Source organism: Sneathiella chungangensis (assembly GCF_009882935.1).
GTDB lineage: Bacteria > Pseudomonadota > Alphaproteobacteria > Sneathiellales > Sneathiellaceae > Sneathiella > Sneathiella chungangensis.
In genome coordinates, this window is sequence record NZ_WTVA01000004.1 from 237,810 (window position 1) to 264,675 (window position 26,866).

Consider the following 26,866-nt stretch of genomic DNA (forward strand, 5'->3'; position numbering starts at 1 on the left):
TATCTTTAATTGCTCGCAAAGAGGTATGACGGATGCAAATTTATACCGAAAGTGAAACTCGAAAGGCATTGCCCTTTGATCAGCTGATTGAGGCGATACGCGAGATATTTAAATCGAAAGCAGAGGCGCCTCTCAGACACCACCATTCAATCCCTCTGGAGGAGCAGCCAGTTGCCACCCTGCTATTGATGCCCGCTTGGAGGGAGAGTGCTTTGGGCGGTATAAAAATTGTCAATGTGAACCCTGGAAATTCTGCACTAGGCATTCCTGCATTATCTTCGACCTACCTGCTCTTTGATGCCCAGACGGGACGCCACCTGGCGTTGCTTGACGGAGGAGAGATTACCAATCGTAGAACGGCTGCGGCATCTGCTCTGGCGACGAGTTATTTGGCAGCGGAAAATGCGCAAACCTTGCTGATTATTGGCGCTGGCCGCGTTGCAAGCAACTTGGCTTATGCTTTCCGCAGCGTCCGTCCCATTAAAGAAGTTCTGGTTTGGGATATTAATAAAGAGATGGCTGCAAATTTGATTGTGAAATTACGTAGCGACGGGATCGTAGCGAATGAGGTAAAAGATCTTGAGAACGAGATTGCAAAAGCGGATATTATCAGCTGTGCAACACTCGCAACAGAACCGATTGTAATGGGTGAATGGTTGCGTCCGGGCCAACATTTGGATCTGATTGGAAGTTTTACGCCGCACATGCGTGAAACGGACGATGTGGCGATATCACGCGCTCGCGTATATATTGATACTCAGGGTGCACTGTAGGAAAGCGGCGATTTGATTGGCCCGTTGAAGTCTGGCGCCTTGTCAAAGGATTGGATTGCCGGAGACCTATTCGGCTTATGCCGTGGCGAGGTTCAGGGACGTTGTGCGCCGGATAAGGTTACACTATTTAAAGGCGTCGGTTCGGCAATCGAAGACTTGGCGGCGGCAATGCTAGTATATGCCTCTTTCGGTCATAAAACGTCCGACTGAGTTTCCCGCGTGTTGAGCGTAACAATTTTTGTAAGATAAAGAGGTAGCGTCATGTCTATTGAAAGGTTCGATATCGGTTCTAGAATGAGCCAGGCCGTCAAACACAACCAAACAATTTATCTTGCCGGACAGGTTGGCAGCCCGAAGGGCACCATAAAAGAGCAAACGAAAGAAGCGCTGGAGAAGGTCGAAAAACTTCTCGCGGCGGCCGGATCCGAAAAATCGAAAATCTTGCAGGCCACGATATGGCTTGCGAGCATGAATGATTTCGATGCTATGAACGAAGTTTATGATGCGTGGATAGATCCCAACAATCCTCCGGCAAGGGCTTGCGGAGAAGCCAAGCTGGCCGCGCCTGAATATCTTTTTGAAATCATCGTTGTTGCCGCCGCTTAAGGCGTCCTAAAAGTTGCTGAGGTCGCCGGCAACGATCAGCGCTAAAAGAGAGTTTGCGCTAATTTTCTGAGCGTTGATTGCGGCCGGAATAGTAGATGCATTTTATCATGGCGTGAAGATGCCGATCGGGTGCTCAATTGCTAATGGGAAGAACTTTATGTCGGACATTATGGGCTAACGTGCAGGTCCGGTTCCGAATATTTTGCATCCCGCGACAATGAGTATTGTCGTAACAGCGAGCATGCCGGCAACTAAAACATACACCAGAATGTTTATTTCAACGTCCCATAGGCGGACAAGCGACCAACCGATTATGGCGATGATCAGGAGACGCGCATTAATGGCAAGAAAAGGGATAAACGGTTTGTTGGCACCAAACAGAGCGAACGTGAGGCCCAGGGCCGCGCCGATAAAGGGTAACGGAAAAGCGATGATGTTAAGATAGCTTACGCCCGCGGAGATTACCCGTGGATCGTTGGTGAACAATTCCATCCAGTATTCTGCGGCAAATAAAGCGATCGCTCCCAAAGATGCACCGATGGCAGTTGCGATGACCATTCCGGCCCAAGCTATCTGCCGAACTCGCTCCCAATTGTTGGCACCAAGATTGGTCGCGACCATGGTGATGATAGCCGATCCCAGCGCGAAGGTGATCGGGATTTGTAATAACTCAAGCCGGCTTGCCGCACCATAGCCGGCCAGGGTTGCCTGTCCATATCCTGCAACAAGGGTTGTTGTAACGATTACAATTAATTGATTTTGCAAAACATTTAGGGAAGCAAAACCGCCTATGCCCAGGATCTCCCTCATGTGGGACCAAGATGGCATTAGGTTTTTAAGATAAAGACGAACCAGGGACCTGCTGGAAATAAGATACAGGAATAGAACACATGCTCCGACTAAGTAAGATGACAGTATCGCGATAGCGGCGCCGTATACGCCCAGTACAGGGAAGGGGCCCCAGCCAAGAATTAGGGCGGGCGCCAGGGACAAATGGAATATTTCTCCGATAACTATTGCGCTGGCCGGAACGATCATATTGCCAGTTCCACGAACGATGTTGGCAAGGACGTTCATGATCCATACGAATGTAATCCCGCTAAAAACAACCATGGAATATCGCGTGGCTTCCTCGAGAGTGGCGCCTTCGGCGCCCATCCAGCTATATATCGTCGGCCCCGTCGAGAGAAAAATGCAAGTGAAAAGGATGGCCACGATCAACGCAAGTAAAATCCCCTGTGACGCCACTCGAGACGCCTGATCCTGATTGCCGGCGCCCAATGCGCGTGCGACCGCGGCTGACGTGCCGGTGCCTATGCCACTGGCCGACATCATCTGCATGATCAGGAATATGGGGAACACCAAGCTAACGCCAGCCAAGGCATCTGTTCCAATCCAGCCAACAAAAAGGGCGTCAAACGCGATAAAGGATACGCGGGCGATGGCTTCACCGACATTTGGCGCCGAAAGTCGCAAAAGTGTTCCAAAAACCGGCCCCTGTAACATGCGGTCAGTCGATGACGTTGATTTCTTCGGTTCAATTGGTGCGTCGCCATCCGGTAACCATGCTGATTGTTCGATTGTCATTATTATTCTTTCAGTTGAGCTGGCCGGAAGAATTTTCTTCGCCCGGTTAGAGGAAGCAGCTCCAATGTCAGGAAAACAATTACCTGTCAGGTAATGAGATGGGCCGTCACCTGGAAAGGAAAATACGAAACGCTGTGCGCGTTTAACAGAGCGACAATGGACAAAAGCGGGTCATTTGGGACAGTGCTGCACTTCGGCTACGCCATGTTGCCTTAGGAAATTTATCCGAAGGTAAAGCTGCGGACGATGAGTATCGTTCAAAAAGTGGAAATATCTTTAAAGCGCAGTCGATACTGGTGGGGGCTTATACCGGTTGTTCTCTTGAACAGGCGACGGAATGAGTTGGGCTCATCATAGCCAACGGATTCGGCGATATCGTCTATCGCGTCATCCGACGTTTCCAGCATTTGTTTTGCCTCTTCAATCCGCAACGTCTGTACATAGTCCAGCGGCGTATAACCGGTTGCAGATTTGAAACGCCGTTTGAAGGTTCTCGAATTGAGGCCGGACAGTACGGTCATTTTCGCAACAGGATTTACTCTTTCATAGTTATCAGCAATCCAGGTCTGGCAGTGGGCGATGATCGCATCGTCATGCTGTTTCGGACGCACCATGGCGGCAAAGGGTAACTGGCCGTCATTGCGATCTCCAAAAAGGAAGACCTTTGCAATATGCCGCGCTTCTGCTTGACCGCAAAACCGCGCGATCAAATAAAGCGAAAGTTCATGCCAAGAAGAGGTTCCCCCTGATGTAATCACTTGGTGCTGTTTGCCAGCAGGAACAAGAATTCTGTCCGGTTTCAAAAGAACTTTCGGATAACAGCTTTTAAAATATTCAAGCGCGCCCCAGTGAGAAGTCGCTTCGAGACCATCCAGTAGGCCGGCTTCGGCCATCATCAAGGAACCGGTACAAACGGAGCAGATAATGGCGCCTTTGCTGTGCTGATCCTTGATCCACGCAACCGCCTCGGGCCAGTCGCCAATAGGATCAATCCCCGAAAGCACATCCAGGTCGGCGACGATGACGACATCTGAACGGTGTGCTTCTTCAAAAGTATGATCCGGAACAATTGTTGCCCCCAACGTTGTTCGGATAGGCGCCGTTGAATGGCCGACTATCCGCGGTGTCATTTTACCGCAATTTGATTGCTCGCCGGTTAGGGTTTCCCAAGCCCCGCCAACGCAGGAAAACACCTCATGGAGGCCATAAACAACATGGGCTGACATTTCTGGAACTGCCACAAGACTGACAGTGATATTTTTTGAATAAACTGAAAGAGGCATGTGCCGTAGTGTCATGTTTGACCCGTTATTGTCAACAATGAAACTAATAAAGAGATTCTTCTTGTGTCAGAAGATGCCCAACAGCGAGCCCTTTTGCTCAAATTTTTGCGCTCGCCAAAGGAGATACAAATGTTGAATTTCGGAGAAACATTATTAACCGCACTTGCCTTGATTGAGCCGCGCAAGACCGACAATAGAATTTTCACGGAGCCGGTGCAGATTTCACAGACGAATAGAAGCGATATTATTTCGGCATTGAAAGTGCCAGGTAAATGGATTGGCCGCCTTTTCCTGAAATATCGCCGCCGCCGCGATTTGGACCTGGCCAGATTCAGGCTTTATGGAATGTCTGATTTGCATTTGCAGGATATCGGACTCAGGCGTTGCGATATCTACGATGCGGTTGAGAGAAAAGCAGAGGCATACAAAAAGAAGAAGTCGGGCTTGCTTAAAGCGGTCAAGAAAAAACTAATGGATGCACGTAAGACCCGCGAGGCTTATGTGCAATTGATGTCCATGGACGCAAGACAGTTAGCCGATATTGGGCTCACGCGCAGTGATCTCCAGGCTGTCCGGAATGGCATTGTCAAGGATTTTGCCAATTGCAACCGGTTACACGCAAGCAACACTAACGATCGCCGGCGTGCCGGTTGATCAATCGTGGCCGTTTCGCCGTCCCCTCTCGAAATGCCGATGGCTTGACCGCGATATTTTCTCGATTTTTTCCACGCCTTGATATGCGGCAAATGTCCTTTTTGACCCGATATTGTCAATAATGAGACTAACGGGGCGCGCCAAATTATGTGAAAAGCCCTGCAACGGCGAGCCATCTTAACATCTTTCCTCGTTCGCCCAATGGAGAAGAAAATGCTCAAAACTACACGTCGTAAATTGCTCGGCGGATCGATGATCGGTGCCAGCGCGCTCCTAAGTGGAGTCGGCTTGAACGCAACGGCTGACGAACTGAACAGAAAAGGAAAAATCATGCTGAACAAGTTACCGGCCTTGCCAAACGGGCTGATTGAAGCCGCCGAATTTCCGCTGATTGAAGCCATTCATGGCCGCCGCTCCCGACGGTTTGCGCGCGGCGCGTCGATTCCGGAAGGGCCGCTGGCCTACACTTCCAAACACGATCCCGCGCCGCTCAGCGACATGGAGCAGCTTTTGTTGCTGACCACAGTTGGCGGGAATACCGGATGGTCGAACCTTATCCCCAATAACCGTTTTTATCTGCCCAAGATTCCGAATTACGCAGGGGCTGCCGGTGGTCGCACCTTTCCATCCGCCGCGGGATTTCACACGACGGAAATTTTTTATACGGATGACAAGGGAACATATTTTTTCCCGACAAGGGATATGCCTGCCACAACCGCAAAATCGGCTGAGGATGGAACGGATCTCAACGCCTATCTCAACGAGCATAAGGCTCGAATTGTCAAGCTTTCCGACGGCCGTTTGAATACGCCGGCCACTCCTTTGCATATGGAAATGCACAACGAATGGTGCGCGAATGTTCCGGGAAGTACGCTAATTATTCCGGTGGCGGATCTCGCTCAACATATGATCCTTGTCATCTGTTATCTGGTTCAGAACGGGGCTTGCATTTATGACGACGTCAATAATCAGCCGATCTCAGGCCTGGAAAAGTTCAAGAACCTTGTGGATATCGAAAACCCGTATCCGCTTAGCTATGTTGAGCAGCTGGGGCTTACGGAAGTTACGGTTGAGCTGTCCACGTCATGCTATGCGGGGGCGCTGATGCTTCAGGCTCTCGGGCTTGGCGGTTGGATGTATGAAGGGATAAATCCGTTCAGTATTCTCGGTGCCAGTGGCGATCCGGATGTACCGGGGTTGGGTTTCCGCTTTGATATGCTCGAGGAGCAGCCCTTGCCGAATGTGACAGGCCTTGAAGGTGTGTTTGAAGGCCATTGCCCGCCGCATTTCAAGGATATGCGCGCTGCCGTTGACTCCGTCGTTACCCGAAAATTTGGTGACGGTGGACCTTTCAATAAGCAGACAGACGGACCCTATAAGCAAAACGCAGAAATTCGGGGCAGCGCTGCGCCAATCGGTGATGAGTTTATCGATTGCGTCACGACCATGGCGCAATACATTTTCGACAAATTTGGGCGCTTCCCGGCAACCGTTCCCCCGATTTTCACCTTGATGTATCTGCAGGCGCATCAACTCGATACGGAGTTTTATGACACGCATTTTACATCCGGTGCTTATCTTAGAACGCATGCCGATCACGATAAAAACTGGGTCTGACGGTACCAGAAAAAGATTTTCGGGCGGTTGAAATAGGCCGTAAATGCCGCCGCTCGAATTCTGGTAAGTTTCTGAAATCACAGATTAATACAAAAAAATTACATGCTTATTTAACGGAGAATCACCATGATTCAACGATATTCAATACTCATTTACGCCTTGGTTGCCTACGCTATCGCATCCTTCAATCTCGTCTATATCATGGGATTTCTTGCGGAGCTTTATGTTCCAAAAAATATCAGTGATGGCATTCAGGGTGAGCTTTGGACGGCAATTTTGATCGACATCGGACTCCTCTGGTTATTCGGTTTGCATCATTCCATCACGGCCCGCACCTGGTTCAAGAAATACTGGACAAGATTTGTTCCGCGGCCGATCGAACGGGCGACCTATCTTTATATGACGGCAATCATGACAGGGCTCCTGATCCACTTCTGGCGACCAATCCCGATAACAGTCTGGCAGTTCGATACTGAGATACTGAGAAATTCTATTTACGGCGTCTATTTGCTCATCTGGGGTCTCATGTTGCTTGCGACTTTTCAGTTCGGGTATTTCGGCTTTTTTGGTCTGAAGCAGGCCTGGGAAAGGTTTCGCAATAAGCATGCGGCTGCCACGGGGTTTAGCGCGAAATGGCTTTACGGTATTGTCCGTCATCCAATCAGCTTATGCTGGATGATGATGCCCTGGATCACGCCGCATTTGACCGTTGGGCATATTGTTTTCGCCCTTGGAATATCAAGCTACATCCTTGTCGCCACACCATTTGAAGAGATGGATCTAATCNCACCACGCCGACAGAACCTGCAGAATAGCCATTTTGTTTCTTCGGTAATTTGTTTCTATAGAAGGTATTCTCGTTCTAAGGGAATACCTTCCGTTGCTGAACTATGATTCGTCGGATACGATTTCCCTGTCTATTGCTTTCACGGTTCGTTTGATGTCGCTTTCCTGCGTTACCCATGAAGATATGCTGATCCTTATGGCGTTGCGACCGCGCCATGTCGTTGGGCCGAGCCAGGCCTCTCCCGATTGCTGCACGCGGCTGGCCAATTCAGCCATCTTGTCTTCATGTCCGGGGAAGGTCGCAACGACTTGGTTCAAGACAACATCATTCAATATCTCGAATCCGATGGACTTCAGCGCGTTTGCCAGGGTCTCAGCGTGCCGGCAGCAGCCATCCACCAGATCCTCAACGCCTTCGCGTCCGAGGCTTCGCAAGGCGGCCCAGACTTCGATGGCGCGGGCGGAGCGGGAAAATTCAGGAACCATGTCCTTCGGGGCCGCAGTTTCGCCAGCTTTCAGGTAAGGTGCCACCGTCGCCATCACGGCATGGACGTCTTGCGGTGTGCGGCAGAAAGCGATGCCGCAGTCATATGGCGTATTCAGCCACTTATGCGCATCCGTGACCCAGCTATGGGCCTTATCGAATCCCTGCAGGAGAGGTCGTTTGCTTGTTGATGCAGCGGCCCAAAGTCCAAAGGCACCGTCGACATGAACCCAGGCGCCGACTTGATTTGCCCTATCCGCGATTTCCCCAATTGGATCGAAGCCGCCGGAATTTACATTTCCGGCCTGGGTCAGCACCAGCGAATTTGCCGTGAGTTCCGGCAGCGCATCAAGTCGGATAGCGCCATTTTCATCACAGGGAACATATTCAATATCGGCGGAGCCAATACCCAGCAGTGAAAGGATTTTCTGGTTAATCACATGCATTTGTTCCGACGCGACCACATGGATTTTCGGCGCGCCCCAGAGGCCCTGCTTCTGAACATCCCAGCCGGCTTTTCGAAGCAGGGAATGCCGGGCAGCGGACAGGCATACGAGTGTCCCGGCCGTCGTTCCGGTAACGAACCCGACGGACGCCTTGGCGGGCAAACCCAGAATGTCCAATAACCAATCAGCGGTTACTTTTTCTAGGGCGACGCCGACCGGACTTGTGGCGTCGTTGAAGACCACCTGATCCCACGCAGAAGTCATGATGCGGGCGCCAAGCGCAGCGGGCAGGGCGCCACCAACGACCAGTCCGAAGAAGCGGCCGGCGGCGGTTGCCGTTGTTGCTGGCGCGCCATATTTCGCCAATAAATCCAAAGTATCCTGTGGGTCGCTTGACTGCGCGGGGAGGGGTTCCAGAAACCGTCTCAGGTTGTCGATGTCCCCGTCCGAGGGAAACACCCTGCGCGCTTCCAGCCCGGACAGATAATCGCGGCTATGGGCGTGGGCGATGTTCAACGCCTGAATGGAATTTTCGAGACGATCGGCGGTTTTTATGATAGAGGACATGACAAACCTATATTGGAGTTAATCTATATAGATGAATGACTATATAACTTTTGAGGCTGAGTCAACGGCTGATATTCTCAAGGCGCTCGCAAATATTAACCGGCTCCAGATTTTGATCTGGATTCTGGATCCGCGAAAATATTTCCCGCCGCAGCGGGACGGTGATCTTGTGGACGATGGCGTTTGTGTCGGATTTATCACCGAGAGGGTCGGGCTTAGCCAGCCGACGGTTACCAACCACATGAATATTCTTGCGGATGCGGGCCTGGTTACACAAAAGAAAATAAAGAACTGGGTCTTCTACAAACCCGACAGGGAAAAAATTGACGAATTTAAAGAAAGGCTGGGTCTGGCATTGGATACCACGGGCGTTTCGTAGCATCGTCTCCGGGCGGCTTAATTTACGATAAACACATATGTAACTTTAAATTTGCTTTTATTTCAGATCACAATCCTGTAGCGTCAAAGTTGGGGTTGAAATATTGCAGCACTGCGATTGAGCAAATGAGATGACCAAGAAGAGAGCCTATAAGATGCGCGATCGTGCCCGGTCGCAGCAGGCAACGCGCGATCGAATTGTGCAGGCGGCGATGGAGCTTCACGAAGAAGTCGGACCGCGGCTGACGACGATTAGCGGAATTGCGGAACGCGCCGGTGTTCAGCGGTTGACCGTATACCGTCACTTTTCTGACGAAACCGCTATCTTTCAGGCCTGTACGTCTCATTGGCTCGAGTTAAATCCCCCGCCGACGCCCGATGCCTGGGAGAATATTGCGGACAAATCAGATCGGCTGAACGCTGCACTTCGCGCCTTTTTCGATTACTACACAAAGACCGAACGAATGTGGAGTCTGTCATATCGGGATGTAACTCTTGTTCCGGCATTGCAGGCGCCGATGAAGGAATTTGAGGAGTCGGTCAATATTCTGGCCGATCAGTTCGCGGGTGAGTTGGCCGGATCCAGTGCCAATTGCGAATTCCTGAAGGTCACAATTAGGCACGTTTTCAGTTTCTCGACCTGGCGTAATCTGGATGAGCAAATTCCGGATAATTCGAAGAAAGTTCAAATTGCCAGTCTTTGGATTTCCGCCATTTTGAGCGAACAGTGACGGACACCGTCCTCACCAGATCTTTGCCTTTTTCGCTAAGCCCCTGAAATCCCGGCACCGTCCGCGCCGATAGATTCTTATCTGTCCGTTTGCTGGGTCTCGCGCCTATTTGATACATCATCTAACATATTGAATGAACATATTTGTTTATTTAATATTGACATCTGCTTTCACGTGCCCTAGATATTTCAACGAACAATAATGTTTAATGAAATATCAATGGAAGGAGAATGGCTATGGCCAACCTCAGCGCGCCTGAAATGTTTGATAATCAGGCAGTGACGAAAAACTGGAAAATGCTGTCTGCCTGGATGCCCGTACCTGAGCTGGGTGTTCTGCCCGTCAACAGCTTTCTGCTGAGGGGGCGCGAGGCACTTCTCGTCGACACCGGGCTCGGCATGCTTGCTGACGATTTTCTGGAACGGCTGGAAAGCGAGATTGACCTCGAGGATCTGAAATGGATCTGGCTCAGTCATATGGATGCTGACCATATCGGCAATTTGCGCTCGCTCCTTAATGCCGCGCCGAACGCCCGTGTCCTTACAAATTTCCTTGGAATGGGAAAACTGAATCTTGCCGGATTTGATGTTTCACGCGTCCATCTCATCGATCAGGCGGGCGTGCCGGACATTGCGGGGCATAATTTGGCTCCCGTGCGTCCGCCTTACTATGACGCGCCGGAAACGATAGGTTTCTTTGATCGTGACGACGGCGTTTTCTTTGCTGCGGACAGTTTCGGCGCCCTGCTACCCAATGTCGTCCAGGATCTCGCGAGTGTCTCAGATGCTGATCTGGCGGATGGTCTTTCGCGCTGGTCGGCAATAGATGCGCCGTGGCTTTCTCTGGTTGATAAGGGCGCTTTCAGTCGAAATTTGGCCGGTTTGAAAAGGCTTGATCCGGCGATCATGGTCTCCAGCCATCTGCCGGTTGCCAGACACGGAATATCCGAAATGACCGAGATCATCACAAAGGCCTATTGCGGCGATGCCGCAATTGTCGCTGATCCGCTGTCAGTCGATCACCTGCTTCGCTCATTTGCCGCTTAACCGTAAGGGACCCTGAAAATGACGTCACTCAGTCTTGCAGAGAAAAATAGAGAAATCGCCGAAGCCTTTATGGCCGGAGTACATTCGAACAATGTCGAACATTTTTCGATCATCGACAAAGTCGTTGCGCCGAATGTCAAATGCCACGGTTTTCCTGGCGGGAATCCAACAGACCCCGAAAGCTATAAGAACTGGTTCTTTGGTTTTCGGGAGTCCTTTTCCAATCTCGAATTCGAAAATACAGCCGTCATCGTCGATGAGACCGCGGTTGCTGTCCGCTGGGTGGTTAGTTGCGATCATACTGGCCCCTTTGCGGGTGTTGATGCCACACACAAGCGGGTAACCTTCGATGGCATTGTCATCTATCGCATCGAAGCCGAACTTATCTCTGAGGTTTGGCTGCAAATCAATGAATTGCTCCTGCTCAGCCAAGTCGGCGCAATTGGACAGGCCGCAGCTTAACAACAACATTCTTAGAAACGGAAAAATCATCATGCAACCAACATTAGCCCTATTTAGTTTTCCCTACGCAGGCCCCTGGAGAAAGGAAATGACCAATAGTCATATCGACCTCGCGCAAGACATAGCGAAGGAAGAAGGAATTCTTTGGAAGCTTTGGCTTGAGAATGAAGAGGAACAGACCGCTGGCGGTGTGTATCTGTTTGAGGATTCTCAATCGGCCGATCAATACTGCGATAAGCATAAGCAGCGTATGCTGGCGATGGGTTATAGGGATATCGAAATACGGACGTTCAGCATCAATGTTTCGTTATCTCGCATCACCAATGCGGACCCCGAAATGCTGAAAAGGATTACGCCGGTCTTCGCCTAATGGCTCAGGTTTATTAGAGCAATTCGCAATCGCTGATCTGCTATTTTTCCTAAATCTATGTGAGTGAATTAAATGTTGGAAACAAGAATTACAAAAGACTTCAACCTGTCGACGCCAATCATAAATGCCGGGATGGCAATGGTCGCGCGTCCGAGGCTGGCCGCGGCCGTGTCAAATGCCGGTGGTCTCGGGACAATCGGCTGCGATATAAATCCGCCGGCAATATTACAAAATCATATCCAGGAAGTGAAGGCATTGACAGACAAGGCGTTTGGCGTCGATTTGATTGGCGATTTTCTGACAGATGATCATATGGACATTCTCGTTGAAGAAGGCGTTCCCCTCGTCATCTTTTTCTGGTCGCCGCCGACACTGTCCCAGGTTAAGCGATTGCAGGAAAATGGATCCCGCGTCTGGATGCAGGTCGGCGCCGTCTCGGAGGCGCAGGAAGCTATACGTCTGGGGATGGACGGCCTGATCATCCAGGGTGCGGAGGCGGGAGGCCATAATCGTTCCGAAGCGTCAACCATGACATTATTTCCGAGAATTCGGTCACTTTTTCCAGACATTCGGCTTATCGCTGCTGGCGGAATCGTCAATGGTGCGACAATGGCGGCGGCCCTTGCGCTTGGGGCAGACGCCGTCTGGTGCGGCAGCCGGTTCCTTGCAGCATGTGAATCGGCTGCTCATGACGACTACAAATCAGCCGTCGTCAATGCAGATGTCGGAGATACCCTAGTAACGTCAATTTACGGACCGGAATGGCCGGGGCAAAAAATGCGCGTCATTGTGAATAATGGCGCGAAGACTTCTATCGGCCGAGAAGACGACGCCATACGTGAAGCGGCAGGAGCTGTTATCGGCACCACCAATCTGAATGGTGAGAAAATTCCGGTGCCGAGATACAGCGCTATCCTGCCAACATCTGATTTTGAAGGGGATATCGAACAGACTTGCCTCACCGCGGGTCAAAGCATCGGAAATATTTTTTCCGTATTGTCCGCGGCAGATATTATTCAGCAGATGACCACCGAAGCAATCGCGACTATCAACGCCTTATCGTCTGGAATATTGTCGCGAACGCCTGCGCCCGCCATATGACGCTGTATGTTACGGGCTATAGCGCGCCGGTCGCGTCATATTGAGCTGTCGAATAAATCTGTTCCTTCAACCAGGAAAGAAGCAGCTGATATTTTCCTGATTGCGCAAAAGAGGCGGTAGTGACCAGCCAGTACGTGGACCTTGTACTGGCTGGTGGCCCCACCACCTTTAAAAATCCAGCAGCAATATCATTTTCAATCAGGAGAGTTCTTCCAAGGGCGATGCCCATTCCGCTCATGGCGGCTTGCAGCATTAAATCCGCCCTGTCGAAAGAATGTCGCCGTGCCGCATTGGGTTTGGCGGCGTGAATTTCCTGAAAATAATTATCCCAGCTGTAACCGGTGCCGTCATGTTGGCCGCGCCGGTCCGAAAGCAGTGTCAGATTTTCCTCCGCCAGATCCCAGAAATTGTGATCCGCACCAATTTCGAAGCTGGTTTGTGCCACAGGAGTAAACTCGCAATGTGCCAGATGGTCTACATGAAATCCGGGGTAGGGACCCGGTCCGAAACGAATAGCGACATCAGCCTCCGCAGCATGGAGATCAACCATACTGTCATTGACGTCAAGGGACAGGTCCAGACCCGCTTCATCCATGCGGGAAATCGCCGGCACCAACCATTTCATGGCCAGGGAGGAGGGGACGGTAAGTTTAATTTGATTGGACTGGCGATCGGTTCTGATTTTCTCTAACGCGGCGTTCCAGACGAGAGTCGCGCTTTCCGCGGCGTCACATAAAATCTTTCCCGTTTCGGTGAGGGTTATTTTTCGTGTCGTTCTTTCAAACAACGGCAACCCGATCGCATCTTCAAGCATCCGGATACGATGGCTTATGGCCGATTGATCGATGGATAGTCTCAAAGCGGCCCCTGCGAAGCTTTTCTCCTCCTTAATGGCAATGAGAAAAGCCGCTGATTTAGCCAATTTGTTTACTAATGCTGAATTTTTATTCATGAAAAAAATGCACTTATATGTGAATTTATATCCATTGAAATAACATAAAACTGCCTATAAATAAAAAATAATTCATAACATAAGGAAATAAGCCATGTCAGAAATTCATGCAGTAAGCAGCATTATAAACGCGCAAATAGTTAATGGCTTTGTTCGTGGCCAGGAGGGGGGTAATCCGGCGGGCGTTGTACTGGATGCTGACAATCTCACAGAGGCAGATATGCTGAATATTGCCGGAAAAATAGGTCTGTCTGAAACAGCTTTCGTATCAAGATCGAAAACCGAGGGTTTCAAGCTTGATTTTTTCACGCCTAATCGCCGCATCGCCCATTGCGGCCATGCGACAATCGCAACTTTTTCCTATCTGGCCGAAATAGGATTAGTTGCGGATGGATTGACGTCAAAGGAAACGGTGGACGGGCCGCGGAAGATCATCATAAAGGAAGGCGCTGCGTACATGGAGCAATTGGCGCCCCGCTATCGTCAGTCGTCTGACTGGACGGAAGAAGGTGTCTCTGCCGAAGACATTTTAAAATCTCTTAATCTTGCTCCGCAGGACCTGGATCAGAGAATTGATCCAGTTTTGGTGAATACGGGGAACAGCTTTGTTGTCATTGCTGTTAAAGACCGGCAGGTGCTGCATAACATTCAGCCGGATTTCGACGCAATTACCAGGATCAGCGATAAGCTCGATCTCATCGGTTACTACGTTTTTACGACCGATGTGGGGTCACAGGAAATCGATGCAACAACGCGTATGTTCGCGCCACGCTACGCCATCGAGGAGGAATCTGCGACAGGAATGGCCGCGGGTCCGCTTGCCTGTGTGTTGTTCGACTATCTGGGGCTTGAGAAAGAAAAAATTGTTATCGGGCAGGGCAGTTTTATGGCTCCCCCGTCACCGAGCCTTATTACAGTTGAGCTAATTCTCGACAACGGGAAGATCGCCGGCCTTATGGCGGGAGGATATGGGAAGGTGATGAAAAAGATGGAAATCGAGATCTGAAGGATTTCCACAAGCAATCAATTACTCAATATATGACGGCGAACCAAAGCTCGCCTTCATAAGCCGACGCTAAAATATCGCCGATATCATCAAAAAAAACTAACTTTCATCTGTTCCGAATAGATTCTTGCTCACATGTTCAAGATGGGCAGTCATCGCCTGGCGGGCCATAAAGACAATCATTCCGGTCTTATGAATAACCAGCAGATGGACGAATTCCGGATCAAGATGGACGTTGACGCGGGATCGGAGTGGGAGCCGCTTTGTACGATGCAGAAAAAAGATCGCGGTTCCGTATCGGCGTTTCTCAAGGATGTTTCCTTCTTCAGTAAAGGGCCGCGGCGCTATAACGCCGCGAGGATAGAGGTGCCGGCGCCAGCATTCCTTGACGATAATGTCCTGTCCACCCAGGCTGGCTTTGGCAAGATCCTTGATCCAATAGCAAAAAATGGTGGCGATCTGGCGGACCGGATAGTAACGACCTCTCCGGATGTAACGGTGTCTACAAATCTCGGGCTATGGGTTAATCGTCGCGGTATTTTCGCGAGAGATGCCGTTGCGGATATCGTGATTGCCTATCAGGGATGTGTTGCTCCGGAGGCGATTGAGGCCGCCGGACGAATCATGTGCGACCGTCGCGACATTGGCGTTCTCGCAGTCACCTCGGCTGACCGGCTCAACGCTGGTTGGACGGCGGCCAAGCGGGCTCGCCATCGTGGAATGATCCATGCGGAAAGCTATGTGGAGCGATTGATGACGCAGCTGCCCTCCCATTGCGTTATTGTCACGGTAATTGATGGCCATCCCCTGACCCTCTCCTGGCTGGGGTCCGTTGCCGGGCACAAAGTTGTTCCTCTCGGCGTGGAACATTTTGGTCAAACGGGAACGATCGCAGACCTACATAACCATTTCTCAATAGATGCGGATGCCATTGTGGATGCTGTCGAGCAACTGTCTCCTGGCAAGCCACTTCGTTTCCGGGCCGTGTAATTCCGGGAGCGGATCAACGGGATCGTCATCCATAGGCACTTCCCGAAGTGCCATTATCCTTGGAGAAAATTAGTTGCTCTGTTTTCGATAAATATTTCCCTGTTAGTTTTCGCAGGGAAAATCAGAAAACGTCGTTAAAAATAAAAGAGTTTTGTAGAATAGGTGGTCGATTTGCGACCAAATTCATCAAAAATCCCTGTTTTGCCCTGTTTATCAGGGAAAATGGCGTAGACGGGTTCGCATGAGACGGCAACCTCGACCACTTCTTCAAAGGTGAACCTGAATCCTGTCCAGGTTCGCCCTCTGAGCAGGACAGAACCGGGACATTCAGGGCTATCCAGTGTTGGTAGAGACTCTCCGTTGAGGCCTCATTCTGTAAATTTTCCCATTCGTCTCTGTCGTCCTGTTTCAAGGTCCAGACCATCGGGAAGTACAATTGACTTTTGAGGGAATCCGAACTGTTCCCGTTGCTCATTCCAGTCGGATGGAGGCCTGATCTTTTTCTTAACGGTTTTGACATTCAACGGACTCCACATGTTAAAGCCGCCAATGAGTTGGTCGCTTGCCTCGCCTGGAGCAGCCGTACAAAGGCAAGAACAATCCCCCAAATGTAAACTCCATTTCGTAGCTATTCACTGCCCAAGCCATTTGTGCCTGGCGTTACTATTCACGACTTTCTCTTAGAAAGAAATATCAACGCTTTATCAATATGGCTGGCCTATAGCGCGGATTGATAGCGTAGGTAAAGTTTCAAGGGGCAATCAAATATGGGATAACTGAAAATATGGGTGGTCAGCAGCATTGCCACTTTTATCTTGCATAGAAAGCGAAGTGCACTAGACGCTTTCCGTCGGTAGGCGATGCGAGCTATTGACCATAGACCGAAGAGATACATAAATGACAATGCTATCGATGCATTAGCCGGGCAAATTGACAGCAAAAGAGCTAAAAATCCCGTTGATAATTTACATCTACCTGTCAGACGACGAGGGAGAAAAATGTGACATGCGTAGGCTTGTTTAATGAATCCAACGGATATCATCAAGGCTACGTTTATCACACTCGGCATAAATTGTTTCACTTGACTCCATACCCATTAGTAGGTATGAGTTGGACCAACCAGTAGGTATGGAGCCAATGACTGTCAATTTTCATCCATCCAAGACGAAGCTGCTAGACGCGGCGCTGCAGGTTATTCGCGCAAAGGGATATTCGGCGACGCGGATCGAGGACGTCTGTGCGGCGGCAGGGGTAACCAAGGGTAGCTTCTTCCATCACTTTAAGAGCAAGGAAGATCTGGCGCTGGCGGCGGCGGATTACTGGTCCTCGACGACCGCGGAGTTATTCGCCCGCGCGCCCTATCACGATCATGCCGATCCACTCGACCGCGTGCTTGCTTATGTGGAGTTCCGCAAGTCACTACTACAGGGCACGGTCGAGGAATTTACCTGCCTCGTTGGAACCATGGTTCAGGAGGCTTTCGCGACCGATCCAGCGATCCGCGATGCTTGCGACGCCAGCATCTCGGGACATGCCGCGACCCTGGAAGACGACATCGCGGCGGCGATGACGCTCTACGGTGTAAAGGCGGACTGGACCGCCAAAAGCCTCGCGCTCCACACCCAGGCGGTGCTCCAAGGTGCCTTCATCCTCGCCAAGGCGAAGGGCGGACCCGCCGTTGCCATCGACAGTGTCGATCATCTGAAACGCTACATTAAATTGTTGTTCACGGCGGACAGCCCGGCGGAACCTTCAAGATGACCTCCCGACCCAAACCCATCATTACCGTCTTCGAACGTTCGCCCGATGAAGGCAAGGGATTGGCGCGTGACATGCGCGTGCGCTGGGCGCTGGAGGAAGTCGGCAAGCCCTACGAGGCCCGTTCCGTCTCATTTGCCGCCATGAAGGAGCCTGCCCACCGGGCACTCCATCCCTTCGGGCAGATCCCGACTTTTGAAGAGGGTGATCTTTGCCTTTTCGAGACGGGCGCGATCGTGTTCCACATCGCGAATAGGCACGCGGGCCTCCTTCCGGACGAAGCGAATGCAAGAGCACGCGCGATCGCCTGGATGTTTGCGGCGATCAGTACGATTGAACCCGTGATCATCGACCGCGAAGTGGTCCACTATCTCGAACGGGATGAAACCTGGTTCGAGCAGCGCCTGCATACTGTCGAGGATCGTATCCGCAATAAGCTGACCGATCTGTCGCGGCACCTCGGCGATGCCGACTGGCTCGACGGTATGTTCAGCGCCGGCGATCTGCTGACGGCCGATGTTCTGCGCCGATTGAATGGATCGGGATTGCTCGATGAACATCCCAACCTCTTGGCTTTTGTCGCTCGCGCCGAAGCGCGTCCGGCTTTCAGGCGGGCATATAAGGCACAATACGCTTTCTTCAATGCCGCTGTATCGGTTTGAGCGATGGCAAGCCCTCACGATTACACGTCAACACCAGGGGAGACATCAGAAATGGAACCGACAATATACCTGTTCTTCAAAGGGAACTGCCTTGAGGCGATGTCCCACTATGCCGAAGTTCTCGGCGGCGAGATCATCTGCGTTTTCCGCAATGGCGACGTTCCTGATCCCGAAAGCCGCATGCCCGGCGGCGACGATATAGTGATGAATATGGCCATGAAGCTCGGCAACTCCACTGTGATGGCTTCCGACAATAGCGAAGAAATGTATGACAAGCCGCAGGGCTTCCGCGTCTCCATCGCGCCGTCATCGCGTGCTGAATTCGACCGTATCCATGCCGCACTTGCGAAGGACGCTCAATCCGTCGAAATGGATCCGGGTGAGACATTCTGGGCCGAACGCTTTGCCATGTTCACCGACAGTTACGGCACACCCTGGATGCTAAACTTCGATGGCGCCAAGGCGCAGAACTGAAGGAGAAACCAGATGCCGGAACTTGCGACATGCCTGTGGTTCGACGATGGCGAAGCACGCAAAGCTGCTGAATTTTATGCGGCGACATTTCCTGACAGCCAAGTCGGCCGGGTAAACGCGGCCCCCGGCGATTTTCCGGGCGGTCGGGAAGGAAGTGAACTGACCGTCGAATTTACCGTGCTGGGGCGGCCATTTATCGGGCTGAATGGCGGCCCTATTTTCACGCCGAATGAATCGGTCAGCTTCATGATTATCACCGAAAATCAGGAAGAGACAGACCGTTACTGGAACGCAGTCATTACCAACGGTGGTATGGCGAGCGAATGCGGGTGGTGCAAGGACCGTTGGGGTTATTCCTGGCAGATTACGCCAAGACGGCTCATTGACCTGACGACCAGCGCCGACCGCGCGCAGGCCAAGCGCGCCTTCAATGCGATAATGAAGATGCAGAAGATTGATATCGCGGCTCTCGATGCTGCGGTCGAAGAAATGTGAAGGAGATATGACATGAGTTACATCGACGGTTTCGTCATCGCTGTGCCGACCGCTAACAAGCAGAAGTTTATCGCCCACGCCGAAATGGGCGACAGCGTTTTCATTGACCTCGGCGCAACGCGCGTCACGGAATGCTGGGGCGATGACGTGCCGGTTGGCAAGGTCACGGATTTCCGCAAGGCCGTGCAGGCCAGAGACGATGAAACGGTCGTCTTTTCCTGGGTTGAATGGCCCGACAAGGAAACCCGTGATGCGGCCATGACGACGATGACCGGCTGGATGGAAAATCCGGAAAAGGGCGATCCGCGCATGAATCCGGAAAAGAATCCGATGCCGTTTGATGGTATGCGGCTGATCTATGGCGGCTTCACGCCGCTGGTCGTCGTCGGAGCCAATGTGCAAGGGAAGGAAAAGTAACATGCCCGGTACCGTAACCCTGCACCGCGTTTTCACCGCCAAGCCAGAGAAGGTCTATCGCGCCTTTCTTGAGCCAGACGCGATGGCAAGCTGGGTGCCTCCCTTTGGCTTTACCTGCACGGTGCATGAGCTTGAAGCGAAGGAGGGTGGACGGTACCGTATGTCCTTTCGCAACTTCACGACCGGCGACATTCATTCCTTCGGCGGCACCTATCTGAAACTCATCCCCGGCGAGGCGCTCGTCTACACGGATAGATTTGACGATCCAAACCTGCCCGGTGAAATGACGGTGACCGTCACGCTGAAGGCAGTGTCGGTGGGCACGGAAATGACGGTGGTTCAGGAAGGGATACCCGACCTGATCCCGCAAGAGGCGTGTTACCTCGGATGGCAAGAGTCTTTGCGAAAACTTGCCAAACTCGTCGAGCCGAACATCACCCAATAACCAGACTGTTCTCCGTCAGATCATGTTGGACAGGTTAGGGACAGTCCAGAATTTCCGCCCACCTTTTGATTAGCCAGCGGTGCTTGCTCCTTCCCGGAAGCCGAAATGCCTTATGATTGGATTTCAATTTATCAGTGACGATCTTTGACGGCGTATATCCTCGTTTCTTCAATAGCTTGCCTATTGGCTTTAAAGCAGCGTTGGTAATTCTCTTTAGGCGTCGGAGGAAATGCAGCACGTCGCCTTGGCTATCAACAGCCCGCTACAGAAAATGGTACTTACCTCGAATAATGATGTCCAATCTCGCGCCACCAAAAGGTCTTCGACATCCCGATAGCTCAGTGTAAATCTGGCAAATAGCCAAACAGCATAGTGGATGATATGATGTGGAAAGTGGTGCCGGGAAAAAGTGAAATTGTGCATCAGGTGAGGCCAATTCAGCGCTCCTTCGATGGCAAGCAAAATTCGAATTTGTTTTTGATGCTTCGCCAAATGCTGCACAAAAGGTAATACCGGTTGATCTTGACCAGGATCAATGCAAATTAATTGGTTTGTTACATAGTTACTGCTCCCCGATCCATATTTTTTACGTGAGGAGTGAGACATGACTAATGAAAGCAAAGTCCATCCCTATATTGAATGGGCCAAAAGCCGTCTTGATGAAATGGATGCGACCTTGTCCACGCTTCAGGGCAAGGTTGAGGAACTCGGGGAGGATGCCCAGGTGAAAGCAAAGGAAGCGCTCACCGATATGGAGGCGCAACGCGATGCCTTCAAGGCGTTTCTCGACAAGAATCTTGAAAGCGCGGAAAGCGTCTGGGACGCACAGTCGGCGAAGCTGAAAGAGGACTGGAAAGCGTTTGAGGACGAAGTCGAGATCTATGTGAAAAGCACCAAAAACAATGCCGAGCAATATGAGGCGGCTTTCAAGGCGCGGGCGGATGCGCAAGTGAAGGCCTGGCAGGAAATGATGAACAATGCTTTCGCCGCCGCCGCAAAATTTCCAGAAGAGCGCAAAGCGGATTTCGACGATGCTGTCACCAAGATGAAAAGCGAAGCCGATGCCGCCGAAAAGCGCCTTGCCGCCATGAAAAAAGCGGGACAGGAATCATGGTCGGCGCTCGATGCGGCCCTGGCGGAATCCAGAAAGGCGTTCGACAAGGCGAGCGAGGACATGCAGAAGGCGTTTAAGCGCGCCCTGAAATAGAGCATTTCATGACTGAGGCAAGGGGGAAGCGGCGGACGCGGATGAATGCTTCATCCAAGCCGTCTCAATATCATCCGCCGTGCCGTGATGAGGTGCGTCAGGTTTCCCCTTTCCCATAGCAATGTCGAAGATTTTCTTCATGAACGCGGCACCGAAATCTGTCTTGAGATAGTTCGCAATTAATGAAAACGGTTCTCTCCGCGGTTTGCATGCGAGATATGTGAGAAAACTCCTCCTCTCCGGGTTCATTCCAACTGGCAAGCGAACTTAGTTGAAGTTGCGCTGTTGTTATAACGGTAGGCCCGCTTAATGATCTTCTCTTGAAGAGGGGCCGGATTATTGTAACGGTTATGTGTTCGGGGTTGGTATTCTCTTTAATGTTGGCGGCGAATATTTGTGGCATAATGTCGACGCGTTTCTTGCCCGTTTGGCTGGGTTTGCGGGTGTCTGTCCGTATCGAGGAAACGAGAGGAGATATATGATGAGACCAATTTCGCGACGGGACTTCACAATCGCGGCTGCGTCTTGTGCGGCGGTTCTGTCAATTCCAATCGGTGGCACCATACAGGCCGCTCAGAATGCCAGTGTTACTTATTTCAATGCCCGGCCCGGGTCGCGTTCCCGCGATCTGGCCTTCGATCGCGACGGCATGGTCTGGTATTGCGGTCAGAGGGATGGCACGCTGACCCGGCTGGATCCGTCGGACGGTTCATTGCATCCGGTTTCGCTTGGCGAAGGGGCCGCGCCCCATGGCGTGATTCTGGGGCCGGACGGCGCCATGTGGATCACGGAAGGGGGACAGAACGCCATCGCCCGACTCGATCCGGAAACAGACGCTGTCGATCTGTTCCCCTTGCCAACGGAATTCGCCCGGGCAAATCTCAACACCGGGGTGTTCGATCATGATGGCGTTTATTGGTTCACGGGACAGAATGGCGTATATGGCCGCGTCGACCCGGCAACGGGCAAGCTTGACGCCTGGCCGAGCCCGGGCGGACCCGGCCCGTATGGGATTACCGTTACCCCGGGGGGTGAAATCTGGTATGCGTCGCTCGCCGGAAGCCATATCGCCCGTATCGATCCCGCAACTGCCCAGACAATACAGTTCGACCCGCCAACCCCGCGGCAGGGCGCGCGTCGGGTCTGGTCGGATTCGCATGGCCATTTGTGGATCAGCGAGTGGAACAGCGGGCAGGTCAGTGTCTATAATCCTGCCGATGAGTCGTGGAAACAATGGAAACTGCCAGGCGATGGACCGCGCGCATATGCCGTCTATGTCGATGAACGTGACATGGTATGGCTTACCGATTTCGGCGCCAACGCCATCGTCATGTTCGATCCGGAGAGTGAGAGCTTCACGAACTACCCGAGTGATCAGTCCGGCGCGAACGTCCGCCATCTGACCGGCCGCAGAGGGGAAGTCTGGGGCGGTGAATCCGGTAATGATCGCATCGTCCGTATCCGGTTCGGGGATACTGCATGAAGCCATTCACAGGGGGTATTGCCCTGGTTGTTTTTTGCGGTGTCGTGTCAGGGGCGATTGCCGAGGACGTTTCCGGGCGCGAGGCTTTTGCCCCCTGTCGTGCGTGCCATAGTATGGAGAGAAATGCCGGCGTGATGGCGGGACCATCATTGTCTGGCCTGATTGGTCGCGCCGTCGGCGGGGACCCGGAATTTCAGTATTCCCCGGTCCTGCGGAAAGCAAAAGACGAGGGTCAGATCTGGACAATCCGCCGGCTGGAAGAATTTCTTGCCGATCCAGAAGGTATGTTCCCGGGTATGTGGATGTCTTATCCGGGCATCCGTGACGAGGAAGAACGCGCGGCCTTGACGAGATATATCGTTTCTGCGGGCGACTGATATTTCGCGTTTTAGTTATGTCAAAGGACGCCACCCTTATGGGTGCCGTCAGAGAAAAACCGGTCTTTGACCTAGTCTTGGCAAATCCATAAACCCTCGGAATGAAAAATCATCATCCTTTCCGGTGTTTCAAAGCCTCCCTTGTAGTTTTTTGGCTGAATTTGAGTTTCCCTCTCGATATCTTGGGAAAATCAGACTATTTCTTTCAACCTATCCCTATGGAGGCGCAGTTTTTTTGATTTTTGGCCCCGAAAATTTTTCTGATCGACGAAAAGAACACTGATCTCAAAATCCTTATTGATTTTCACGATAAGTAGCTTGTTGAAGTGGCCAGCGAGATTAATTTCAACTGTGTCATGCTTTTTGAACGGAGTAATTGTCTTTACTTCAACAAAATCGTTGCCGAGGCGGGCATCCGAGCCTTGGGCATAGTTCCGGTGAAGCTTCAATCCAAGTGTAATTGCGCCGTAAAGTTCACCTATGTCTCCATATATCTGGAGATGTTTTCCGGTGAGTTGATGGTATTCTTCGGCGGTCGAAAGGAATGACTCAAAAATTGGAACCAATGAAAGGTCACCATCCGGATATTTAACTCGCCATTCCTTGTGTTGGATCTGGGCGTTGATTTCATCCCAGCTAATCCATTCCCCGTCATCCCAAAATGAATCTTCATTTCCCGGCATAGCGCACTCGCGATATTAGCAATAATCGATAATACTAGTGCCAAAAGGTTACCTCTTCGTTTCCAGGTGTAATTCGGATTCAGAAAACCTGAAGTTATTAAGTAGTGCCACATTAACTTCCCGTTGGCTTAGATATTCTCGATGATTGGGCTTGTTGCTGTCCAAGCATCGATCGCTTCGTCATGGAACTGCTTGCCGTGAATGCGATTGAATAGGTGGCCTTGAATAGCGAAGGAATTTTAAGTGACAACACCATGCCGAAGTAGTTCTATTACTCCGATGTTTTTAGTACAATTTCCCTTGAAATTTCCTGCGTATGATGTCCGACCTGATAGAGCGGTTTTCCTGCGGCTGATGGTGTTCTTGAAAACATTGGTGCGGCGTTGGGTTGGAGTATGCCGTCAACCGTAACAACAGATTCCCTCTCTTTCAGATGTGGGTGGTCCGCAAGCCACGGCTGCTCTTGGCAGGTGCGCACCGCGCGCGAGCCGAGGAAACCATTCGCAATGCCCTTGTGGTCCGTCCGGAAATTCCGAAAATGTGAGTGGTGTAATGGACTATCATGTTCCCTTCGGCGGGACAAAAGGGTCAAGCTTTGGGTCGCGTGAGCAAGGCAGTTATGCGGCGGAATTCTATACAACTGTAAAAACTGCCTATACGCTGCCGGGATCGGGATTATTATCGGAACAGGCAACAGGGCCGAACAGGCTCTCACATGGTGAATTAGAAGGATGCGATGACGCAATTCTCGGGGATCACGGATCAACAGCCGGAAATTCTGGTGATAGGTGCTGGAATAATCGGCATATCGGCGGCAATTGAGTTGCAGGCCCGGGGAGCCAGGGTAACTGTTGTCGACCGCACCGCCGTTGCGGCGGAGGCGTCGCGCGGGAATGCAGGCGCCTTCGCCTTTTCCGATGCGACACCGCTGGCGTCACCAGGTATCATGAGAAAAGCGCCGAAATGGATGCTGGATCCGCTCGGTCCCCTTTCCATTCCGCTTCCCTATCTTCCCCGCATTGCGCCCTGGTTATATCGCTTCTGGCGGGCGAGTTCTCCCGACCGGGTGCAGGCCGGGATCGCGGCTTTGGTCGCGCTTATGCATCTCTCTAAAGAGAGATTGTTCCCCTTCATGGAAAGAAGCGGCACTCATGACTTGCTGCGGCACCATGGAAATCTCCAGCTCTTTGAAAGCCGCAAAAAGTTCGACGAAACGCTTCCCTCCTGGCAGGCCAGGGCCGATCATGGCGTCAAATTCACTCATCTTTACGGTCCGGAAGAAATCGCCGGGCATCAGCCGGGACTCGACCCCCGTTTTATTGCGGCAACTTACACGGCCGACTGGTACGGAATTGCGGACCCCAGGGAATATACAGAGGCTTTGGCGCGGTATTTTGAATCCTGTGGCGGTGTTATTCGCATTGCCGAAGGTCGCGCCCTTGAAGCGGATGCGACGTCGGCATCCCTCGTTCTCACGGACGGAACAAAACTGACGGCGGATCACATCGTCGTTGCCGCCGGAGCCTGGTCACATCAGCTTAGCCGGACGATGGGGGATCATATTCCGCTGGAGACGGAGCGGGGGTACAATACGACCCTGCCCGTAGGTGCCTTCGATCTCAAGCGTCAGCTCTCCTTTGAGGAGCATGGCTTCGTTGTCACGCCCCTCGCCAGTGGTATACGTGTCGGAGGAAGCGTTGAACTTGGTGGCCTAAAGGCGCCGCCCAATTTCCGTCGCGCCGACGTTCTGCTCGCCAAGGCCAAGGCTTTCTTGCCGGACCTTAAGACAGAGGGCGGGACACAATGGATGGGATTTCGTCCGTCCTTGCCGGATTCATTGCCTGTGATCGGCCACTCTGCGCGTTCTGACCGGGTGACCTATGCGTTTGGTCATGGGCATCTTGGATTGACCCAGTCGGCGGGGACAGCGGCATTGGTGGCAGAAGTTGTTTTTGGCGGGAAGAGCAGTATCGATATGACCCCTTATCGCTCAAACCGGTTTTAGGATCTCCCATGGCACAACATACATTCCTTTGCATAGATGGTCATACTTGCGGTAACCCGGTGCGCGTCGTGGCGGGCGGTGGGCCGATGCTGGAAGGCAAGACAATGCTGGAGCGGCGGGCGCATTTCCTAACTGAATTCGATTGGATCCGGACCGGACTTATGTTTGAACCGCGCGGCCATGACCAGATGTCGGGATCGATCCTGTATCCGCCGACACGGGACGACTGCGATGTCGGCGTGCTCTTTATCGAGACGTCCGGTTGCCTGCCAATGTGCGGGCACGGGACGATCGGGACCGTGACGATCGCCATCGAAAACGGGTTGGTGACACCCAAAACGCCGGGCGTTCTAAATCTCGATACGCCTGCCGGCAAAGTTGTCGCGAAATACCGGCAGGAGGGCCGCTTCGTGGAAGAGGTTCGGCTCACCAACGTGCCCTCCTTTCTCTATAAGAAAGACCTTACCGCCGATTGTCCCGGGCTGGGCGAACTCACCGTGGATGTCGCCTATGGCGGAAATTTCTACGCGATCGTCGAGCCACAGCCGGCGTATCAGGATACGGCTGATCACCGGGCGCTCGATCTCGTCGGATGGAGTTCTGCCTTGAGGGCCGCGTTGAACGAAAAATATGACTTCATACATCCTGAACAACCCGACATCCGGGGACTGACGCATATTATCTGGACGGGCAAACCGACAAATCCGGAAGCGACCGCGCGGAATGCGGTCTTCTATGGAGAGAAGGCGATTGACCGCTCGCCCTGCGGAACGGGAACCTGCGCGCGGATGGCGCAATGGGCGGCCCGTGGCGACCTGAAGGTTGGCGATGAGTTTATCAATGAAAGCATTATCGGTTCCCTGTTCACCGGACGGGTGGAAAGTTTGGCCAAAGTCGGGGAACTTGACGCGATCATACCGTCAATTGGCGGCTGGGCCCGGGTAACCGGCCTGAATACAATATTTATCGATGACCGGGATCCCTTTGCCCATGGTTTTGTCGTTATCTGAGGAGAGTTGAA

At 52.0% G+C, this 26,866-nt stretch carries 26 protein-coding genes and 5 pseudogenes; 24 read left to right on the forward strand and 7 right to left on the reverse strand.

The features are described from left to right. The first annotated feature begins 32 nt into the window (after window positions 1–32). Together lhpI and GQF03_RS10405 are read left to right on the forward strand one after the other, a co-directional pair. Window positions 33–983 (forward strand): annotated as a pseudogene (lhpI, locus tag GQF03_RS10400) (bifunctional Delta(1)-pyrroline-2-carboxylate/Delta(1)-piperideine-2-carboxylate reductase). A gap of 51 nt (window positions 984–1,034) precedes the next feature. After that, a complete protein-coding gene (locus GQF03_RS10405; protein ID WP_161339207.1) occupies window positions 1,035–1,379 on the forward strand; it encodes a RidA family protein in 345 nt (114 codons plus the stop codon). A 174-nt stretch (window positions 1,380–1,553) separates the two neighbouring features. Here GQF03_RS10405 and GQF03_RS10410 read toward each other — a convergent pair whose 3' ends face one another. Then, window positions 1,554–2,966 carry an MATE family efflux transporter gene (locus GQF03_RS10410; RefSeq protein ID WP_161339208.1) on the reverse strand — a complete coding sequence of 471 codons (1,413 nt, stop codon included), beginning with the start codon at window positions 2,964–2,966 and terminating at the stop codon, window positions 1,554–1,556. A gap of 257 nt (window positions 2,967–3,223) precedes the next feature. Continuing rightward, window positions 3,224–4,249, reverse strand: a complete 1,026-nt coding sequence (locus GQF03_RS10415) for a GlxA family transcriptional regulator (RefSeq protein WP_161339209.1) — start codon at window positions 4,247–4,249, stop codon at window positions 3,224–3,226. Between the two features lie 63 nt (window positions 4,250–4,312). On the opposite strand from GQF03_RS10415, the gene GQF03_RS19110 reads away from it, so the two are divergent. Together GQF03_RS19110 and GQF03_RS10425 are read left to right on the forward strand one after the other, a co-directional pair. Continuing rightward, window positions 4,313–4,903, forward strand: a complete 591-nt coding sequence (locus GQF03_RS19110; protein WP_161339210.1) for a YjiS-like domain-containing protein — start codon at window positions 4,313–4,315, stop codon at window positions 4,901–4,903. A gap of 213 nt (window positions 4,904–5,116) precedes the next feature. Beyond that, window positions 5,117–6,520: a hypothetical protein gene (locus tag GQF03_RS10425; protein ID WP_206376141.1), complete on the forward strand. Its 1,404-nt coding sequence runs from the start codon at window positions 5,117–5,119 to the stop codon at window positions 6,518–6,520. 888 nt (window positions 6,521–7,408) lie between these two features. Here the strand turns inward: GQF03_RS10425 and GQF03_RS10435 are convergent. Further along, complete coding sequence (locus tag GQF03_RS10435) at window positions 7,409–8,803, reverse strand: pyridoxal phosphate-dependent decarboxylase family protein (protein WP_161339212.1); 1,395 nt, start codon at window positions 8,801–8,803, stop codon at window positions 7,409–7,411. A 31-nt stretch (window positions 8,804–8,834) separates the two neighbouring features. On the opposite strand from GQF03_RS10435, the gene GQF03_RS10440 reads away from it, so the two are divergent. The 6 genes from GQF03_RS10440 to GQF03_RS10465 all read left to right on the forward strand — a co-directional run bounded on the left by GQF03_RS10440 (window position 8,835) and on the right by GQF03_RS10465 (window position 12,891). After that, window positions 8,835–9,182 carry an ArsR/SmtB family transcription factor gene (locus GQF03_RS10440; RefSeq protein ID WP_161339213.1) on the forward strand — a complete coding sequence of 116 codons (348 nt, stop codon included), beginning with the start codon at window positions 8,835–8,837 and terminating at the stop codon, window positions 9,180–9,182. 130 nt (window positions 9,183–9,312) lie between these two features. Next, a complete protein-coding gene (locus tag GQF03_RS10445) occupies window positions 9,313–9,912 on the forward strand; it encodes a TetR/AcrR family transcriptional regulator (RefSeq protein ID WP_206376139.1) in 600 nt (199 codons plus the stop codon). A 236-nt stretch (window positions 9,913–10,148) separates the two neighbouring features. Then, window positions 10,149–10,958 (forward strand): MBL fold metallo-hydrolase, encoded by an 810-nt coding sequence (locus tag GQF03_RS10450; RefSeq protein WP_161339214.1) that lies wholly within the window; start codon window positions 10,149–10,151, stop codon window positions 10,956–10,958. Window positions 10,959–10,976: 18 nt separating this feature from the next. Then, a complete protein-coding gene (locus GQF03_RS10455; protein ID WP_161339215.1) occupies window positions 10,977–11,420 on the forward strand; it encodes an ester cyclase in 444 nt (147 codons plus the stop codon). A gap of 31 nt (window positions 11,421–11,451) precedes the next feature. Further along, on the forward strand, window positions 11,452–11,790 hold the full coding sequence (locus tag GQF03_RS10460; RefSeq protein WP_161339216.1) for a monooxygenase: 339 nt from the start codon (window positions 11,452–11,454) through the stop codon (window positions 11,788–11,790). A 72-nt stretch (window positions 11,791–11,862) separates the two neighbouring features. After that, the gene (locus tag GQF03_RS10465) at window positions 11,863–12,891 is read left to right on the forward strand and encodes an NAD(P)H-dependent flavin oxidoreductase (RefSeq protein WP_161339217.1); all 1,029 of its coding nucleotides are present in this window, start codon (window positions 11,863–11,865) and stop codon (window positions 12,889–12,891) included. A 16-nt stretch (window positions 12,892–12,907) separates the two neighbouring features. Here GQF03_RS10465 and GQF03_RS10470 read toward each other — a convergent pair whose 3' ends face one another. Continuing rightward, window positions 12,908–13,843: a LysR substrate-binding domain-containing protein gene (locus GQF03_RS10470; protein WP_161339218.1), complete on the reverse strand. Its 936-nt coding sequence runs from the start codon at window positions 13,841–13,843 to the stop codon at window positions 12,908–12,910. A 94-nt stretch (window positions 13,844–13,937) separates the two neighbouring features. Between GQF03_RS10470 and GQF03_RS10475 the strand changes: the two genes are divergently transcribed. The 8 genes and pseudogenes from GQF03_RS10475 (at window position 13,938) to GQF03_RS10510 (ending at window position 20,090) form a co-directional block, all read left to right on the forward strand. Beyond that, window positions 13,938–14,849: a PhzF family phenazine biosynthesis protein gene (locus GQF03_RS10475; RefSeq protein WP_161339219.1), complete on the forward strand. Its 912-nt coding sequence runs from the start codon at window positions 13,938–13,940 to the stop codon at window positions 14,847–14,849. A gap of 126 nt (window positions 14,850–14,975) precedes the next feature. Then, window positions 14,976–15,839, forward strand: a pseudogene (locus GQF03_RS10480) (hypothetical protein); the annotation flags it as partial. A 1,137-nt stretch (window positions 15,840–16,976) separates the two neighbouring features. After that, window positions 16,977–17,600 carry a TetR/AcrR family transcriptional regulator gene (locus GQF03_RS10485; protein WP_161339221.1) on the forward strand — a complete coding sequence of 208 codons (624 nt, stop codon included), beginning with the start codon at window positions 16,977–16,979 and terminating at the stop codon, window positions 17,598–17,600. Continuing rightward, on the forward strand, window positions 17,597–18,259 hold the full coding sequence (locus GQF03_RS10490; protein WP_161339222.1) for a glutathione S-transferase family protein: 663 nt from the start codon (window positions 17,597–17,599) through the stop codon (window positions 18,257–18,259). Before GQF03_RS10485 ends, GQF03_RS10490 begins: the two co-directional genes overlap by 4 nt. A 51-nt stretch (window positions 18,260–18,310) precedes the next feature. Further along, window positions 18,311–18,733: a VOC family protein gene (locus GQF03_RS10495; protein ID WP_161339223.1), complete on the forward strand. Its 423-nt coding sequence runs from the start codon at window positions 18,311–18,313 to the stop codon at window positions 18,731–18,733. Between the two features lie 12 nt (window positions 18,734–18,745). Next, window positions 18,746–19,228 (forward strand): VOC family protein, encoded by a 483-nt coding sequence (locus GQF03_RS10500; RefSeq protein ID WP_161339224.1) that lies wholly within the window; start codon window positions 18,746–18,748, stop codon window positions 19,226–19,228. Window positions 19,229–19,240: 12 nt separating this feature from the next. After that, window positions 19,241–19,645 (forward strand): DUF1428 domain-containing protein, encoded by a 405-nt coding sequence (locus GQF03_RS10505; RefSeq protein ID WP_161339225.1) that lies wholly within the window; start codon window positions 19,241–19,243, stop codon window positions 19,643–19,645. A gap of 1 nt (window position 19,646) precedes the next feature. Further along, complete coding sequence (locus tag GQF03_RS10510) at window positions 19,647–20,090, forward strand: SRPBCC family protein (protein WP_161339226.1); 444 nt, start codon at window positions 19,647–19,649, stop codon at window positions 20,088–20,090. A gap of 34 nt (window positions 20,091–20,124) precedes the next feature. On the opposite strand, the pseudogene GQF03_RS19190 reads toward GQF03_RS10510, so the two are convergent. Together GQF03_RS19190 and GQF03_RS18910 are read right to left on the reverse strand one after the other, a co-directional pair. Next, window positions 20,125–20,340: pseudogene (locus tag GQF03_RS19190) on the reverse strand (hypothetical protein); the annotation flags it as partial. A 53-nt stretch (window positions 20,341–20,393) separates the two neighbouring features. After that, a pseudogene (locus GQF03_RS18910) lies at window positions 20,394–20,513 on the reverse strand (IS6 family transposase); the annotation flags it as partial. 181 nt (window positions 20,514–20,694) lie between these two features. On the opposite strand from GQF03_RS18910, the gene GQF03_RS10520 reads away from it, so the two are divergent. The 3 genes from GQF03_RS10520 to GQF03_RS10530 all read left to right on the forward strand — a co-directional run bounded on the left by GQF03_RS10520 (window position 20,695) and on the right by GQF03_RS10530 (window position 23,157). Then, the gene (locus tag GQF03_RS10520; RefSeq protein WP_161339228.1) at window positions 20,695–21,297 is read left to right on the forward strand and encodes a sll1863 family stress response protein; all 603 of its coding nucleotides are present in this window, start codon (window positions 20,695–20,697) and stop codon (window positions 21,295–21,297) included. A 478-nt stretch (window positions 21,298–21,775) separates the two neighbouring features. Beyond that, the gene (locus tag GQF03_RS10525; RefSeq protein ID WP_206376138.1) at window positions 21,776–22,780 is read left to right on the forward strand and encodes a Vgb family protein; all 1,005 of its coding nucleotides are present in this window, start codon (window positions 21,776–21,778) and stop codon (window positions 22,778–22,780) included. Next, the gene (locus GQF03_RS10530) at window positions 22,777–23,157 is read left to right on the forward strand and encodes a c-type cytochrome (protein WP_161339229.1); all 381 of its coding nucleotides are present in this window, start codon (window positions 22,777–22,779) and stop codon (window positions 23,155–23,157) included. The genes GQF03_RS10525 and GQF03_RS10530 overlap by 4 nt, the downstream gene beginning before the upstream one ends. 191 nt (window positions 23,158–23,348) lie before the next feature. On the opposite strand, the gene GQF03_RS10535 is transcribed toward GQF03_RS10530, so the two are convergent. Beyond that, window positions 23,349–23,840, reverse strand: coding sequence for a hypothetical protein (locus tag GQF03_RS10535; RefSeq protein WP_161339230.1), 492 nt, complete (start codon window positions 23,838–23,840; stop codon window positions 23,349–23,351). 552 nt (window positions 23,841–24,392) lie between these two features. Here GQF03_RS10535 and GQF03_RS19195 point away from each other — a divergent pair. The 3 genes and pseudogenes from GQF03_RS19195 to GQF03_RS10550 all read left to right on the forward strand — a co-directional run. Beyond that, window positions 24,393–24,509, forward strand: a pseudogene (locus GQF03_RS19195) (aldehyde dehydrogenase family protein); the annotation flags it as partial. A 67-nt stretch (window positions 24,510–24,576) separates the two neighbouring features. Beyond that, entirely contained in the window at window positions 24,577–25,845 is a 1,269-nt protein-coding gene (locus tag GQF03_RS10545) for an NAD(P)/FAD-dependent oxidoreductase (RefSeq protein WP_162858463.1), read from the forward strand. 8 nt (window positions 25,846–25,853) lie between these two features. Next, complete coding sequence (locus GQF03_RS10550) at window positions 25,854–26,855, forward strand: 4-hydroxyproline epimerase (RefSeq protein ID WP_161339231.1); 1,002 nt, start codon at window positions 25,854–25,856, stop codon at window positions 26,853–26,855. Window positions 26,856–26,866: the final 11 nt, after the last annotated feature.

What these genes read in the sequence shown, in the direction of transcription:
- GQF03_RS10500 (WP_161339224.1), top strand. Translation starts at nt 18,746, where the DNA reads ATGCCGGAACTTGCGACATGCCTGTGGTTCGACGATGGCGAAGCACGC.
- GQF03_RS10465 (WP_161339217.1), top strand. Translation starts at nt 11,863, where the DNA reads ATGTTGGAAACAAGAATTACAAAAGACTTCAACCTGTCGACGCCAATC.
- GQF03_RS10485 (WP_161339221.1), top strand. Translation starts at nt 16,977, where the DNA reads ATGACTGTCAATTTTCATCCATCCAAGACGAAGCTGCTAGACGCGGCG.
- GQF03_RS10460 (WP_161339216.1), top strand. Translation starts at nt 11,452, where the DNA reads ATGCAACCAACATTAGCCCTATTTAGTTTTCCCTACGCAGGCCCCTGG.
- GQF03_RS10415 (WP_161339209.1), bottom strand. Translation starts at nt 4,249, where the DNA reads ATGCCTCTTTCAGTTTATTCAAAAAATATCACTGTCAGTCTTGTGGCA.
- GQF03_RS10550 (WP_161339231.1), top strand. Translation starts at nt 25,854, where the DNA reads ATGGCACAACATACATTCCTTTGCATAGATGGTCATACTTGCGGTAAC.
- GQF03_RS10425 (WP_206376141.1), top strand. Translation starts at nt 5,117, where the DNA reads ATGCTCAAAACTACACGTCGTAAATTGCTCGGCGGATCGATGATCGGT.
- GQF03_RS10475 (WP_161339219.1), top strand. Translation starts at nt 13,938, where the DNA reads ATGTCAGAAATTCATGCAGTAAGCAGCATTATAAACGCGCAAATAGTT.
- GQF03_RS10495 (WP_161339223.1), top strand. Translation starts at nt 18,311, where the DNA reads ATGGAACCGACAATATACCTGTTCTTCAAAGGGAACTGCCTTGAGGCG.
- GQF03_RS10440 (WP_161339213.1), top strand. Translation starts at nt 8,835, where the DNA reads ATGAATGACTATATAACTTTTGAGGCTGAGTCAACGGCTGATATTCTC.
- GQF03_RS10525 (WP_206376138.1), top strand. Translation starts at nt 21,776, where the DNA reads ATGATGAGACCAATTTCGCGACGGGACTTCACAATCGCGGCTGCGTCT.
- GQF03_RS10520 (WP_161339228.1), top strand. Translation starts at nt 20,695, where the DNA reads ATGACTAATGAAAGCAAAGTCCATCCCTATATTGAATGGGCCAAAAGC.
- GQF03_RS10435 (WP_161339212.1), bottom strand. Translation starts at nt 8,803, where the DNA reads ATGTCCTCTATCATAAAAACCGCCGATCGTCTCGAAAATTCCATTCAG.
- GQF03_RS10445 (WP_206376139.1), top strand. Translation starts at nt 9,313, where the DNA reads ATGACCAAGAAGAGAGCCTATAAGATGCGCGATCGTGCCCGGTCGCAG.
- GQF03_RS10535 (WP_161339230.1), bottom strand. Translation starts at nt 23,840, where the DNA reads ATGCCGGGAAATGAAGATTCATTTTGGGATGACGGGGAATGGATTAGC.
- GQF03_RS10530 (WP_161339229.1), top strand. Translation starts at nt 22,777, where the DNA reads ATGAAGCCATTCACAGGGGGTATTGCCCTGGTTGTTTTTTGCGGTGTC.
- GQF03_RS10490 (WP_161339222.1), top strand. Translation starts at nt 17,597, where the DNA reads ATGACCTCCCGACCCAAACCCATCATTACCGTCTTCGAACGTTCGCCC.
- GQF03_RS10545 (WP_162858463.1), top strand. Translation starts at nt 24,577, where the DNA reads ATGACGCAATTCTCGGGGATCACGGATCAACAGCCGGAAATTCTGGTG.
- GQF03_RS10410 (WP_161339208.1), bottom strand. Translation starts at nt 2,966, where the DNA reads ATGACAATCGAACAATCAGCATGGTTACCGGATGGCGACGCACCAATT.
- GQF03_RS10450 (WP_161339214.1), top strand. Translation starts at nt 10,149, where the DNA reads ATGGCCAACCTCAGCGCGCCTGAAATGTTTGATAATCAGGCAGTGACG.
- GQF03_RS10505 (WP_161339225.1), top strand. Translation starts at nt 19,241, where the DNA reads ATGAGTTACATCGACGGTTTCGTCATCGCTGTGCCGACCGCTAACAAG.
- GQF03_RS10405 (WP_161339207.1), top strand. Translation starts at nt 1,035, where the DNA reads ATGTCTATTGAAAGGTTCGATATCGGTTCTAGAATGAGCCAGGCCGTC.
- GQF03_RS10455 (WP_161339215.1), top strand. Translation starts at nt 10,977, where the DNA reads ATGACGTCACTCAGTCTTGCAGAGAAAAATAGAGAAATCGCCGAAGCC.
- GQF03_RS10510 (WP_161339226.1), top strand. Translation starts at nt 19,647, where the DNA reads ATGCCCGGTACCGTAACCCTGCACCGCGTTTTCACCGCCAAGCCAGAG.
- GQF03_RS10470 (WP_161339218.1), bottom strand. Translation starts at nt 13,843, where the DNA reads ATGAATAAAAATTCAGCATTAGTAAACAAATTGGCTAAATCAGCGGCT.